The organism is Polynucleobacter meluiroseus (assembly GCF_900205755.1).
Taxonomy (GTDB): domain Bacteria; phylum Pseudomonadota; class Gammaproteobacteria; order Burkholderiales; family Burkholderiaceae; genus Polynucleobacter; species Polynucleobacter meluiroseus.
The window spans coordinates 76045-89077 of the sequence record NZ_OANS01000003.1 but is presented as its reverse complement, the minus strand read 5'-3'; the positions used below and the strand labels follow the sequence as shown (position 1 = coordinate 89077).

Sequence of the window (13033 nt, the reverse complement as noted above, 5' to 3'; positions counted from 1 at the left end):
GTGGGCACTAGAGCTCCAGCATCTTTTTCTAGAAAGGAGGTGATCCAGCCGCACCTTCCGATACGGCTACCTTGTTACGACTTTACCCCAGTCATGAACCCTGCCGTGGCAATCGCCCTCCTTGCGGTTAGGCTAACAGCTTCTGGCAAAACCCACTCCCATGGTATGACGGGCGGTGTGTACAAGACCCGGGAACGTATTCACCGCGACATTCTGATCCGCGATTACTAGCGATTCCAGCTTCACGTAGTCGAGTTGCAGACTACGATCCGGACTACGATGCATTTTCTGAGATTAGCTCCCCCTCGCGGGTTGGCAACCCTCTGTATGCACCATTGTATGACGTGTGAAGCCCTACCCATAAGGGCCATGAGGACTTGACGTCATCCCCACCTTCCTCCGGTTTGTCACCGGCAGTCTCTCTAGAGTGCTCAACTAAATGTAGCAACTAAAGACAAGGGTTGCGCTCGTTGCGGGACTTAACCCAACATCTCACGACACGAGCTGACGACAGCCATGCAGCACCTGTGTTCACTTTCTCTTACGAGCACCTAATGTATCTCTACTTCGTTAGTGACATGTCAAGGGTAGGTAAGGTTTTTCGCGTTGCATCGAATTAATCCACATCATCCACCGCTTGTGCGGGTCCCCGTCAATTCCTTTGAGTTTTAATCTTGCGACCGTACTCCCCAGGCGGCTGACTTCACGCGTTAGCTACGTTACTCAGGATGAAAATCCCGAACAACTAGTCAGCATCGTTTAGGGCGTGGACTACCAGGGTATCTAATCCTGTTTGCTCCCCACGCTTTCGTGCATGAGCGTCAGTGTTATCCCAGGGGGCTGCCTTCGCCATTGGTATTCCTCCACATATCTACGCATTTCACTGCTACACGTGGAATTCTACCCCCCTCTGACACACTCTAGCTATACAGTCACAGGCGCCATTCCCAGGTTAAGCCCGGGGATTTCACGCCTGTCTTGTATAACCGCCTGCGCACGCTTTACGCCCAGTAATTCCGATTAACGCTTGCACCCTACGTATTACCGCGGCTGCTGGCACGTAGTTAGCCGGTGCTTATTCTTCAGGTACCGTCATTCCCGGACTGTGTTAGAGCCGGTGTTTCTTCCCTGACAAAAGAGCTTTACAACCCGAAGGCCTTCTTCACTCACGCGGCATTGCTGGATCAGGGTTTCCCCCATTGTCCAAAATTCCCCACTGCTGCCTCCCGTAGGAGTCTGGGCCGTGTCTCAGTCCCAGTGTGGCTGATCGTCCTCTCAGACCAGCTACTGATCGTCGCCTTGGTGGGCTTTTACCCCACCAACAAGCTAATCAGGCATCGGCCGCTCTAATCGCGCGAGGTCTTTCGATCCCCCGCTTTCCCCCTCAGGGCGTATGCGGTATTAGCACAGCTTTCGCTGCGTTATCCCCCACGATAAGGTACGTTCCGATGTATTACTCACCCGTTCGCCACTCGCCACCAGGTACAAGTACCCGTGCTGCCGTTCGACTTGCATGTGTAAGGCATGCCGCCAGCGTTCAATCTGAGCCAGGATCAAACTCTTCAGTTTAATTCCTGTGATCCTTGCGGATCGTCGCACTCATTCAAGAAATTGACTTGGTAATAAAACCAAATCTTTTTACTGTCTATGAGTACTATTTATTTACATCTGTCCCGAAGGACTTGATGCTTTCACTTAGTACCCACAATTATCGGTTGACTAATTTTTAAAGAGGGCTGGCTTGTTTCGTATTTATTAAAAACTTCCAGCAGAGAGATAAGACTATATCCCACACTTTGAGGTTCGTCAACACCTTTCGCAGTCTTTTTCTTAAATAAGTTGAAGTTTTTTCTGTCACAAGCAAATAGCCTAGGTAAATCAACTACATAGCTTTGAGAAAAAATTTAAATTATTTTTAAAAAAATTTGGAGTTTTACTTAAATCTATTCCTACAAGCGCGTGACTTGTTATTTCAGCGCCCATTTATGTCTATAAGTCTTGTCCACGCTACCTGCTATCTGGGGCGCCTCGTAATATCCATGTGGCCAGATAAGTTAACTCTATGTCGCTGAGGCCCTTGAATGCTGGCATGGGGACTACACCCCAAGATCCTGCGCCACCTTTAAGGATTTTGTTTTTCAAATAGGCTGTGGCGTTTGGGTCATTGGCGTATTTTTTTGCAACCTCAATATAGCCAGGTCCAACAATTTTTTTATTCACAGCATGACAACCTAAACAACCATTTTGCTTTGCAAGCGCTGAGGCCTTAGCATCATCAGCGTTGGCGGCTACTCCGCTTGCAAAGCACATGCCTAAGATTGCTAACAACCATGGCACGCTTATTGACCCAGAGCATCGCAAGATCGGCTACCTAGTGGTTATTGATATTTTGGCGGACTAGTAGGCTGTGTTTCATAGGCCTTGCTATCTTTCTCAAGGCGCGTTTTTTCAGCATCAGAAATAATGTCGAAGTAGGTATACACGTTCTTCACGCCATTAGCATTGCTTGCCACTTTTTTAGCAATCTCCGCCTCCGATGCGGTCAAAATCCCCATTAAATAGATATTGCTACCTTCCGCAACGATGTTCATAGAGTTTGAAGGCAACTTTTCAGTGAAGATCATTTGGGTTTTTATTTTCGACTCCAAGTAGGAATCATTGGCGCGTGCTGTGTAGCTACTATTAGGGCCAATGATCAACTCATCAAATACCGCACGAACATTTTTATTCGTTTTTGCATAAGCGGCGGCCTGCCCCTTAATTTCTTGATCTTTTGCTTCACCAGTTAAGAGCACCTTCTGATTGAATGAAGTGACGTTGATATGAGCGCTATCGCCAAAGCGCTTGCTTAGCGCGCCCCCAAGCTCGAGCTCAATCCCCTTATCGATTGCTTGCACGGCTGGAGTGCGACGGTCTGCCAGCACGCTTGCCCCTGCAACCACACCGCCAACTGCCAGCACTCCACACGCAGAGAGAAATGATGTGAGTGTTAGCGTAAGCAAAACTTTGATAATCAACTGGCTGCGCATCTTCAATCCTTTGTTTGTCTTTATGGGAGATTAATCGAGCAAGAGGTGGTCAACCCCATCGCAGAGACTATGGAGTAAAACTAGATGGGTTTCTTGAATCCGAGCCGTTCTAGTGGAAGGTGCGCAAAGGTGAATGTCGTTTTCATCCAATAAGGTCGCAATTTTTCCGCCGCCATTCCCAGTCAGGGCAATCACCTTCATGCCCATTTTTTTCGCCGCCTCAATTGCCTTTACTACATTTTTGGAATTTCCCGAAGTTGAGATACCCATGAGGATGTCGCCTTTTTTCCCAAGGCCTCGGACTTGTTTGCTAAAAATCTCTTCGTAACTATAGTCATTTCCAACGGCGGTCAAAATCGAGGTATCCGTTGTGAGCGCAATTGCGGCAAGCTCTTGCCGCTCTCGTTCAAAACGACCAATAAGTTCCGCGGCAAAGTGCTGCGCATCGGCTGCGGAGCCTCCGTTGCCACAAACCATAATCTTCCCACCGGCTTGCAGGCAGTCTGTCATTGCCACAATGCCGCGCGCGACGAACTCTGGCAGGATCTTTTCAGCCTCTTGTTTAACTGCAATGCTGTCTAAAAAGTGCTGTGATGTGCGGGAGCTCAGGCGCTCAATTGTCTCTTTGTTCATCACATTATTATGCGCCAAAGTAGGGCGATATTGCATCTCGCGCCCCTCTAATGAAAAGCGACGTATTCTCTTTCTTATTGACCGAACCTTCAGAAGCGACACCCCTATGGAATTGAGCTCTTATGAGTTTTTAAAGCAACAAGATTTGCCTGCTGGGGCTCTTTATATGGTTGCCACTCCCATCGGCAACTTGGGGGACATTACTTTGCGCGCCCTACACGTATTAAATGCCGTTGATGGCATTGCTTGCGAAGACACTAGGCACAGCGCAGCCTTATTGCAGCAATTTGGAATTCATAAGCGCTGTGTGGCTTTACATGAGCACAATGAGCTGGAGGGTGCCCAGTCGGTCATCCAACGTCTTGCAAATGGTGAGCGCTGGGCCTACATATCAGACGCTGGCACCCCAGGCGTTTCAGATCCAGGCGCGCGATTGGTTAACGAAGTGCAAAAGTCGGGCTTTCGAATTATTCCTATTCCTGGTGCTAGCGCTGTTTCTGCGGCAATCTCCGCTAGCGGGGCGGTAATGCTTCCGTCCGAGGGGCGTTACCAATTTTTGGGTTTTTGGCCCAATAAAGCCAAGGACCGGGGGGCGCTCCTGCAAGATATCCGTAGCAGCACTAAAACTAGTATTTTTTTTGAATCTCCACACCACATTCAAGAGACGCTTTTGGCGCTGCACGAACAACTGGAAGATGAGAGGTCCGTTTTAATAGGCAGAGAACTCACTAAGAAATTTGAGCAAATCGCCACCCTGAAAGCCGGTGAGATTCCGGCGTGGCTAGAAACCACTCCGAGCTTAAAAGGGGAGTTTGTCGTTTTAGTTGCAGGTAGACAGGCAGGTCAAGACGAGGCGCCAGACCAAGCCAAGCTGTTACTTTGGGCTAATGCTCTGAGCCCATTCTTAGGAAGCAAAGAAATTGCGGCGGTTCTTGCTCAAACCCTGGGACTCAGCAAAAAAGAGGCCTACCAGGTTGCACTAGATGCTAAGACAGCGCTTGGGGGTTAAAACTTACTGCGCCGGTTAACTATTCGCGCGGAGCACTCGCATCCTTAAAATTGAGCTGCGCTACTGGCTTAATAAGCATCTCAGTGCGCTCACTATGCTCACCGCGCTTGCCATTGTTAACAAACACCATTAGCAACAAAATGACAAAGAGGGGCACAAAAAAGCTCGCAAACACCATAATGATGAGTTGTTTGGGCGATTTAATCAGGTTTCCGTGGTCGTTGCTCATGGGGCCTTCTATCGTTAAGCGTCTTGTTAATTACCTTTGACGAGATTATAGCTAGAGCGGTCGGGTATTGGCACTTACAATAGCGGCATTAGCAATTTGCTACTAGCGCCCGTAGCTCAGTGGATAGAGTATTGGCCTCCGAAGCCAAGGGTCGCAGGTTCGATTCCTGCCGGGCGCACCAATTCTAGGGGTTTTTTGATGCCTACCAAGCGAAAATTTATGTTAAAGGCTATCATTCATGCCTAACTATTAGGTCCTATATATGTCCAATCATTTAAATTCTTCATTTGCAGAGCCATCACTAGCCAACCCCTTGGCCCCTGACTTGCCTTTGCCCCATAGAAAAATCATTCGCAGTTGGTTAATCCCGATGGCGCAAGGTGAAACTGCCAAAGCGGTACTACTTTTGGTATTTGACGCTGTTTTATGGCTTGCCTGTATCGCTGGCACCATTTTTGTCGAAAGCCTGCTGCTTAAAATCGTTTTGGGCGTAATTGCTGGTTTTGTTACTGGCCGAATTTTTATCCTAGGTCATGATGCCTGCCATCAGAGCTTTACCCCCAATCGCGAGCTCAATAAAGTATTGGGCCGGATCGCTTTCTTGCCATCCCTTACTCCATATAGTCTTTGGGACGTGGGGCACAACGTGGTGCACCACGGGCAAACCAATTTAAAGGGCTTTGACTTTGTTTGGGCGCCGCTCTCCAAAGCAGAGTTTGATGCCTTGCCTGCATGGCGCAAGACCTTAGAGCGCCTTTACAGAAGCGGCTGGGGCCCTGTCTTTTATTACCTGATTGAGATCTGGTGGAGAAGAGAGTATTTCCCCAATGCTAAAAACAAACCAGGCGATCGTCCTGTTTTCCTTAAAGACAATCTTTTAGTGACTGCTTTTGCAGTTGTATGGCTTGCATGCTTAGTTGCCGGTGCAGTAGCCACTGGCCAATCAATTTTGCTTGGCCTGGTTACTGGCTTTGTCGTTCCATTCTTATTTTGGAACGGCATGATTGGTTTTGTTACGTATGTGCACCACACCCACCCCTCAGTTTCTTGGTATGGCAAAAAGTCCGAGTGGTTACGCGCCCAGCCTTTTGTATCAACCACTGTGCATTTGACTTTCAGTTGGATGTGGGGCGCTCTAATGCACCACATCATGGAACATACCGCCCACCACGTTGATATGAGTGTGCCCTTGTATCGCCTTAAAGAAGCCCAAAATACACTGGAAACCATCCTCCCAGAGCGTATTTTTATCGAAAAATTCTCTTGGGCCTGGTACTTTGATGTGGCTCGTAAGTGCAAGCTTTACGACTTTGAAAATAAAGCTTGGTTAGATTTTGACGGTAACAAGACTGCGGATTCGGTTCGGGTTGTTCTAAGTCCAGCTCCAGTGGCGCAAAACGGGTAAAATAGATCTCTCTGTATAAGATTTGGCTTACCTGGATTGCCCATGACGACTTCTACCCCAGCAGCTACCCAAGACGCTTCGCAAAGCCTAAAATTTTGCTCCTCTTGCAGTCGTGAAAAACGACTCGAGGGCGGCACTTGGATTCCTACTAGCAATCGCAAGCAGCGTTGGATTTGCGCTAGCTGCCTTTATAACCGCACACATCGCACTGGCTCCGCTAAAGCCTAGTTTTATTGCTGGCTAGCTTGGTCGCCCACATAGGGGTTTGATGCGCGTTCTTCTCCAAAAGTAGACATTGGGCCATGCCCTGGAACAAACTGAACATCGTCACCCAATGGCCAGAGTTTTGTTTTAATTGCGTTAATCAAATCCGCATGATTGCCCCTTGGGAAATCGGTTCTACCAATAGATCCCGCAAAAAGAACGTCGCCGACGATGGCGAGTCTATCCTCCCGATCAAAGAACACAACATGTCCTGGCGTATGCCCCGGACAATGAAATACCTCCAAATCTACATTACCTACCTTCACGTGATCGCCGTCTTCAAGCCAACGCGTTGGAGTAAATGCTTTTGCATGACCAAAACCAAACCGGACAGTTTGCTCTGGTAGTTGATCTAACCAAAATCGCTCTTCTATCTGGGGCCCCTCAATAGGCACATGTAACTGATCTGCCAAGTCCTTTGCAGCAGCGCAATGATCAAGATGCCCATGGGTGAGCAAAATCTTTTTAACGGTACCGCCCAGTTGCTTGACGCCATCTAAAATCTTTTCAATATCGCCGCCTGGATCCACCACTGCTGCATCCCCCGTTTCTTGGCAGACGAGTATTGAGCAGTTTTGTTCAAAGGGTGTGACGGGGACAATTCCTAGTTTGATAGGCATATGAAAAGTGTTTATTGAGTAACTAAGTGCTTAGTATAGGCAGTAAAGATAAAATATCTCACTTAGGAAAAAACATGAAAACACAAGATACCTTTAGTTTTGCACAAACTCACGAATGGGCCTCGCTTGAAAGCGATGCACTTGTTTGGGTGGGCATTAGCAACCATGCGCAAGAAGCTTTGGGTGACGTCACCTTTTTTCAGGCGCCCAAGCTTGGGCAACTAGTTCAGCAAGGAGAAGTAGTTGCAGCAATTGAATCTGTTAAGGCAGCAAGTGATATTCATGCTCCTATCAGCGGCGAAATAGTGGCCCTCAATTCCACAATGGATAACACCCCCGAGCTAGTGAACGCTGAGCCTTACACAACATGGCTTTTTAAAATCAAACCTGCGTCCCAAGAAGTTCTCACTAGCGAGTTTGAACGACTGATGAGTCTGGAGCAATACAACTCGGGTGCTGACGCCTAAGGTAATTACCCGTCCTTTAGATGGCGATCGGGTCGCGCTCTATGAGCCAGCGAATCCGGGATGCTTTGCTTATGCGCCCAGTCGACTCTTGGCGCAATTGCTGATCAATGATTTCTAAAGTCTTTTGTAATATTTTTCGATTGGCAGATTCAATAACTAATTGGGCCCGCTCTGATCCTGCAACCCGCATCATGGTTTTGGGCACGGGATCGTGAATCTTCAAATCCTTTGCCATTAAGCCTTGATCCTTTAATCTCCCTTTTAGGGCGCTTAAAAATTCAATGGCCTTGTCTAGGCTTCTAGCCTCCGCGTGCACTAAGGCCTGGTAAGTGTAGGGCGGTAATTTCGCCTCACCTCTTTCTTGTGCGGTGTGCGTCAGAAATCCATCAACATCATGCTGCAAAAGATATTGAAATACAGCGGCCTCTGGGTACTGCGTCTCAATATAAATATCTCCACTGGCTTGGCCATCTGTATTGGATCTTCCAGCTCTACCAGCAACTTGCACCAATTGAGCAAATAGTCTTTCAGCCGCCCTAAAGTCTGCCGAGTAAAGTCGGCCATCGACATCCAACACCGCCACTAATCCGATGTTTTGATAATCATGCCCTTTTGCAATCATCTGAGTGCCGACCACGATGTCCACGTTTCCATTATGTATTTCCTGAAAGAGGGCCTCAACTCCTTTGCTTGATCTACTCGAATCTGTATCCACTCTCAATATATTTGCTTCTGGCCACATTTGCTCAATTGCATCTTCTATTTTTTGCGTGCCCTGACCAAGCATTTTTAAGTCAGCATTGCCGCACTCTGGGCAGTGAGTAGGAATATTCTTCACCAATCCACAATGATGACAGCTCAATACGGATCGTTTGCTGATTGCACCTGCCTTATGTAAAACCATATAGGCCGTGCAATGGGTGCACCTTGATAACCAGTTACACGCAGTACAACTTAATACGGGCGCATAACCCCTGCGATTGATCAGAATCAGACATTGTTTTTTGGCAGCTAAATTTCGCGTTATCGCCTTAAACAAGGTTTTCGAAATAACATTTTTTTCTTTTGTTGCGCCTACATCTCCGGGGCTAAATTGATGCTGGGGGTCCCGAGTGTTAATTAAGTTCACCTTTGGCAAGCTCGCCCCTTGCGCACGCTGATCAAGGCGAATGTATTCGTAACGCCCCGACTGCGCCGCCATCCATGTTTCTAAGGAGGGCGTAGCGGAAGCTAACAGAATTGGAATTGCCTGATCATGTGCGCGCCAAATTGCTAAGTCGCGAGCCGAATAGCGAGTGCCCTCTTGTTGCTTATACGATGGGTCATGCTCTTCATCTACGACAATGGCACGCAAATTCGGAATTGGCGTTAGTGCAGCCAAACGAGTGCCAAGAATAATCTGCGCTTTTCCAGACATTGCATCAAACCAAGCAACACCCCGTTTATTTTCGCTAACTCCACTATGCAAAACGGACATTACTTTGTCGGGAAAATAAGCCATGACTCTGCGCTCTAGTTGAGGCGTTAAATTGATTTCTGGCACCAATATCAGTACTTGTGCTTGGGGATCACTCAAGACATCAGCAAGCCAGTTTAAAAATACTGCTGTTTTGCCGCTCCCTGTTTGTCCTTGCAACAAGATCGCTCTAAATTGCCTCTCGTTGTCTTCATTTCCAACCAATGCCAAAAGCGCTTTTTTTTGTTCGGCGTTCAGCTGCTCTTTGCTGATAAACCCCTCTTTAGCCCTTGAAGTCGCTGCAACTTTCCTGCGCGCCGCCTCTAATTTTTTGGGTATCTTTTCCCAATCATCTGGTTTTTTCCACATCTTTGGAATACTTGGCAATATGGTTTCACCTAAAGCATGGATGTAATATTGGCTAGCGAAATTCATGAGCCTTAGCAATGCTGTATCTAGAGGGGGGAGGGGGCCCAAACGCTCTATTTGCTTTAATTTGTTGATTTCATAATCGGAGTGATCGCTTACTTTGATCACGATGCCTACACCCATTGCCCTGCCGAGTGGGGCCTCTACCATTTGGCCAATTTCGGGTAAGGCGCCTAATTTTTCAATATTCCACAAGTAATCAAAGCTTTGGGCCAGGGGATTATCGAATACCACCGCCACCACTATAGGCTTCATAGTCATTTGCTTGACTTCCTATTTTCGCCTGTGGATAAGTCTGTGGATATCATTCTTTAATTAGGTTATTCAATGCCATTCTATAGGAATCAAGAATGTGTTTCATTTGGCGAAAATTACTATTTATCTATATAAATCAGTAATTTATAAAACTTACTAAAAGTGAATGTTTATCTTTAGCTCGAATCCCACTGTTTTTTTGTTATTGCCCATTTCTGTGCATAACTTTCTACCAAATCTCAGCTAAGTTAGTAATTACTTGTGATTATTGCTTGATTCTTAGGGCTTTAGAATGAGAAATCACTGTTTCCGCTAGGGCCTGAACGCTCTCAGGCGGCGTAAATTGATTGATGCCGTGACCCAAATTAAAAATATGGCCATCCAAGGAATGCAGTCCCGAATTTAGGGGCGGCGCATCTGCCAAATCATCTAACAGCGTCTTAGCTGCTGACGTTATCTGTTTTGACCCAGAAAATAAAATCAACGGATCTAAGTTGCCCTGCAAGGCTAAAGGTTTGTTTATGGCTAACAATTGTTTTCTAGCGCGACTAATTGACATAGTCCAATCTAGCGCGATCACGTCTGCCCCGATTTGTGCCATATCATTTAGCCAAAGCCCGCCACCTTTGGTGAAAATGATTACAGGAACTTTTCTACCCTCGTGGTCTCGCGGCAATCGCGCAATGACTTTTTGCATCGCGGCCAAAGAATAACGCTGATACCACCCGTCAGGAAGTAATCCGCCCCAAGTATCAAAAATCATCAAGGCCTGAGCGCCCGCCTTAACTTGCTCACCCAGATACGCGGCGACAGACTCAATGTTTAGAGCAAGAATATGTTCTAGTAAATCTGGCCGACTAAAGAGCATAGTCTTAGCATGACGAAAGTCATCTGAGCCTGAGCCATCAATCATGTAACAAGCTAAGGTCCAAGGACTTCCAGAAAAACCAATGAGTGGCAATCGCTGCTGACCATCCTGTGTCAATGCTTTGCGGATTTCAGAAACGGCATCAAATACATATTGAAGTTGATCTAAGTCGGCTGGACGCAACTTTTTAATGGCCTCTTCGGTACGCAAAGGATGCTCGAAGCTTGGGCCTTCGCCAGCCGTAAATTTGAGACCCAATCCCATTGCATCTGGAATGGTCAAAATATCTGAAAATAAGATAGCGGCGTCTAAAGGATAACGCTCTAATGGCTGGAGTGTTACTTCAGTTGCGTATGAGGGATTTTTTGCTAAACCTAAAAAGCTGCCCGCTCTTGCTCGCGTGGCATTGTATTCAGGAAGATAGCGCCCCGCTTGTCGCATGAGCCAAAGCGGTGTTTGATCAACCGCTTCGCCGAAGCAGGCCCTTAAAAACCGGTCATTTACCAACAAGCTAAATGGCCGGTTTTTACTTTTTACGACGGAAGCGAGCAAGCGCAGCGAGCTGTGCAGTTGCCATAGCAAATTCGGATTGTGCCAATGCTAAATCAAAATCAGTGCCGCGATTTTCCATTGCTTCTTCAGCACGCTTCTTCGCTTCAAGTGCCTTTGCTTCGTCAAGATCATGACCGCGAATAGCAGTATCTGCTAGTACAGTGACGTGATCGGGCTGCACCTCTAAATAACCGCCGGCAACAAAAACGAACTCCTCGTCTCCGTCTGCTTTTTCAATACGAACTGAACCTGGCCGTATGCGGGTAATCAATGGTGTATGGCCGTGCAGAATACCCAGCTCACCAGTTTCACCGGGAAGCGCTACAAACTTGGCCTCTCCGCTAAAAATAGAGCGCTCGGCACTGACGACATCGACGCGAATGGTTGACATAATTTCCCTAGATGAATTCGATTAAAGCTTCTTAGCTTTCTCGATGGCTTCGTCAATTGAACCCACCATGTAGAACGCCTGCTCTGGCAAGTGATCCAACTCACCGTTACAAATCATCTTGAAACCACGAATGGTTTCTTTCAATGGCACATATTTGCCTGGTGAGCCAGTAAATACTTCGGCAACGTGGAAAGGCTGTGACAAGAAGCGTTGAATTTTTCGGGCGCGGGATACGGCCAACTTGTCTTCTGGTGACAATTCATCCATACCTAAAATTGCAATAATGTCGCGCAACTCTTTATAACGCTGCAAAGTCATCTGCACTTCACGAGCTACTTCGTAATGTTCCTGACCAACTACTTGTGGGTCGAGCTGACGGCTGGTTGAATCCAATGGATCAACCGCTGGGTAAATACCCAGAGCCGCGATGTCACGTGACAACACCACTGTGGAATCGAGATGCAAGAAGGTAGTAGCAGGGGAGGGATCGGTTAAGTCATCTGCAGGTACGTATACCGCCTGGATAGAAGTAACGGAACCTGTTTTTGTAGAAGTAATTCGCTCTTGCAATTTACCCATCTCTTCAGCCAAGGTAGGCTGATAACCCACGGCGGATGGCATACGGCCTAACAATGCGGAGACCTCTGTACCTGCGAGGGTATAGCGGTAAATATTGTCTACGAAGAACAAAATGTCACGGCCTTCGTCGCGGAACGCTTCCGCCATGGTCAAACCAGTTAACGCTACGCGCAAACGGTTACCAGGTGGCTCATTCATCTGCCCGAATACCATCGCGACTTTATCAACCACGTTGGACTCTTTCATCTCATGATAGAAGTCATTACCTTCACGAGTACGCTCACCTACACCGGCAAAAACAGATAAGCCAGAGTGTTGCTTGGCAATGTTATTAATCAACTCCATCATGTTCACGGTCTTGCCTACGCCAGCACCGCCGAACAAGCCGACCTTACCGCCTTTAGCGAATGGGCAAACCAAGTCGATCACCTTAATACCAGTTTCGAGAAGGTCAACTGATGGTGAAAGATCTTCAAACTTAGGAGCAGGTTGGTGAATTGCCCGACGCTCTTCAGTTGCGATAGGACCAGCATCGTCAATAGGGCGGCCCAATACATCCATGATTCGGCCAAGAGTAGCTGGCCCAACAGGAACAGAGATTGGCTTACCAGTTGCCTTAACTTCCATGCCGCGACGCAATCCATCACTTGGCCCCATGGCAATGGTACGCACTACGCCATCACCAATTTGCTGTTGCACTTCAAAGGTCAAACCTTTTTCAGCAAATGATTTTTCTCCACTATCAACCAATGTCAACGCATCATAAATGTTTGGCATTGCATCACGTGGGAATTGAATGTCCACTACTGGACCGATACATTGCACGATATTTCCGTTACTCATCGCA

The 13033-nt window shown here is 47.4% G+C and carries 13 protein-coding genes, 1 tRNA gene and 1 rRNA gene; 5 read left to right on the top strand and 10 right to left on the bottom strand.

The window, feature by feature from the left end:
- Positions 1-32 precede the first annotated feature (32 nt).
- The 4 genes from CP950_RS05785 to CP950_RS05770 all read right to left on the bottom strand — a co-directional run bounded on the left by CP950_RS05785 (position 33) and on the right by CP950_RS05770 (position 3698).
- Positions 33-1569: ribosomal RNA gene (locus CP950_RS05785) — 16S ribosomal RNA — on the bottom strand.
- Positions 1570-2007: 438 nt separating this feature from the next.
- Positions 2008-2310, bottom strand: a complete 303-nt coding sequence (locus tag CP950_RS05780) for a c-type cytochrome (protein ID WP_096673285.1) — start codon at positions 2308-2310, stop codon at positions 2008-2010.
- A 68-nt stretch (positions 2311-2378) separates the two neighbouring features.
- The gene (locus CP950_RS05775; RefSeq protein ID WP_096673283.1) at positions 2379-3029 is read right to left on the bottom strand and encodes a BON domain-containing protein; all 651 of its coding nucleotides are present in this window, start codon (positions 3027-3029) and stop codon (positions 2379-2381) included.
- A 30-nt stretch (positions 3030-3059) separates the two neighbouring features.
- Positions 3060-3698: a phosphoheptose isomerase gene (locus CP950_RS05770; RefSeq protein ID WP_419185579.1), complete on the bottom strand. Its 639-nt coding sequence runs from the start codon at positions 3696-3698 to the stop codon at positions 3060-3062.
- A 70-nt stretch (positions 3699-3768) separates the two neighbouring features.
- On the opposite strand from CP950_RS05770, the gene rsmI reads away from it, so the two are divergent.
- Positions 3769-4671, top strand: a complete 903-nt coding sequence (gene rsmI, locus CP950_RS05765; protein ID WP_096673281.1) for a 16S rRNA (cytidine(1402)-2'-O)-methyltransferase — start codon at positions 3769-3771, stop codon at positions 4669-4671.
- 19 nt (positions 4672-4690) lie between these two features.
- Here the strand turns inward: rsmI and CP950_RS05760 are convergent, their stop codons facing one another.
- Entirely contained in the window at positions 4691-4900 is a 210-nt protein-coding gene (locus CP950_RS05760) for a hypothetical protein (protein WP_243391931.1), read from the bottom strand.
- Positions 4901-5005: 105 nt separating this feature from the next.
- Between CP950_RS05760 and CP950_RS05755 the strand changes: the two genes are divergently transcribed.
- The 3 genes from CP950_RS05755 (at position 5006) to CP950_RS05745 (ending at position 6533) form a co-directional block, all read left to right on the top strand.
- Positions 5006-5081, top strand: a tRNA-Arg gene (locus CP950_RS05755).
- 81 nt (positions 5082-5162) lie between these two features.
- Complete coding sequence (locus CP950_RS05750; protein ID WP_096673279.1) at positions 5163-6305, top strand: fatty acid desaturase; 1143 nt, start codon at positions 5163-5165, stop codon at positions 6303-6305.
- 42 nt (positions 6306-6347) lie between these two features.
- Positions 6348-6533, top strand: coding sequence for a hypothetical protein (locus CP950_RS05745; protein ID WP_096673277.1), 186 nt, complete (start codon positions 6348-6350; stop codon positions 6531-6533).
- 2 nt (positions 6534-6535) lie between these two features.
- Here CP950_RS05745 and CP950_RS05740 read toward each other — a convergent pair whose 3' ends face one another.
- Entirely contained in the window at positions 6536-7183 is a 648-nt protein-coding gene (locus tag CP950_RS05740; RefSeq protein WP_096673838.1) for an MBL fold metallo-hydrolase, read from the bottom strand.
- Positions 7184-7263: 80 nt separating this feature from the next.
- Here CP950_RS05740 and gcvH point away from each other — a divergent pair, with 80 nt between their 5' ends.
- Positions 7264-7656, top strand: coding sequence for a glycine cleavage system protein GcvH (gene gcvH / locus CP950_RS05735; RefSeq protein WP_096673275.1), 393 nt, complete (start codon positions 7264-7266; stop codon positions 7654-7656).
- Between the two features lie 16 nt (positions 7657-7672).
- On the opposite strand, the gene priA is transcribed toward gcvH, so the two are convergent.
- From priA to atpD, 4 genes are all read right to left on the bottom strand, one after another.
- Positions 7673-9802, bottom strand: a complete 2130-nt coding sequence (gene priA, locus CP950_RS05730) for a replication restart helicase PriA (RefSeq protein ID WP_096673273.1) — start codon at positions 9800-9802, stop codon at positions 7673-7675.
- Positions 9803-10061: 259 nt separating this feature from the next.
- Complete coding sequence (gene hemE, locus CP950_RS05725) at positions 10062-11174, bottom strand: uroporphyrinogen decarboxylase (protein ID WP_096673271.1); 1113 nt, start codon at positions 11172-11174, stop codon at positions 10062-10064.
- Positions 11175-11190: 16 nt separating this feature from the next.
- Positions 11191-11607, bottom strand: coding sequence for a F0F1 ATP synthase subunit epsilon (locus CP950_RS05720; protein ID WP_096673269.1), 417 nt, complete (start codon positions 11605-11607; stop codon positions 11191-11193).
- 21 nt (positions 11608-11628) lie between these two features.
- Positions 11629-13029 (bottom strand): F0F1 ATP synthase subunit beta, encoded by a 1401-nt coding sequence (gene atpD / locus CP950_RS05715; protein WP_096673267.1) that lies wholly within the window; start codon positions 13027-13029, stop codon positions 11629-11631.
- Positions 13030-13033 lie beyond the last annotated feature (4 nt).

Bases quoted from the DNA above. Each gene is read 5' to 3' on its own strand.
- atpD (WP_096673267.1), bottom strand. From the start codon at position 13,029: ATGAGTAACGGAAATATCGTGCAATGTATCGGTCCAGTAGTGGACATT.
- CP950_RS05770 (WP_419185579.1), bottom strand. From the start codon at position 3,698: ATGCAATATCGCCCTACTTTGGCGCATAATAATGTGATGAACAAAGAG.
- CP950_RS05745 (WP_096673277.1), top strand. From the start codon at position 6,348: ATGACGACTTCTACCCCAGCAGCTACCCAAGACGCTTCGCAAAGCCTA.
- CP950_RS05780 (WP_096673285.1), bottom strand. From the start codon at position 2,310: ATGTGCTTTGCAAGCGGAGTAGCCGCCAACGCTGATGATGCTAAGGCC.
- rsmI (WP_096673281.1), top strand. From the start codon at position 3,769: ATGGAATTGAGCTCTTATGAGTTTTTAAAGCAACAAGATTTGCCTGCT.
- CP950_RS05775 (WP_096673283.1), bottom strand. From the start codon at position 3,029: ATGCGCAGCCAGTTGATTATCAAAGTTTTGCTTACGCTAACACTCACA.
- CP950_RS05720 (WP_096673269.1), bottom strand. From the start codon at position 11,607: ATGTCAACCATTCGCGTCGATGTCGTCAGTGCCGAGCGCTCTATTTTT.
- priA (WP_096673273.1), bottom strand. From the start codon at position 9,802: ATGACTATGAAGCCTATAGTGGTGGCGGTGGTATTCGATAATCCCCTG.
- CP950_RS05760 (WP_243391931.1), bottom strand. From the start codon at position 4,900: ATGAGCAACGACCACGGAAACCTGATTAAATCGCCCAAACAACTCATC.
- gcvH (WP_096673275.1), top strand. From the start codon at position 7,264: ATGAAAACACAAGATACCTTTAGTTTTGCACAAACTCACGAATGGGCC.
- CP950_RS05750 (WP_096673279.1), top strand. From the start codon at position 5,163: ATGTCCAATCATTTAAATTCTTCATTTGCAGAGCCATCACTAGCCAAC.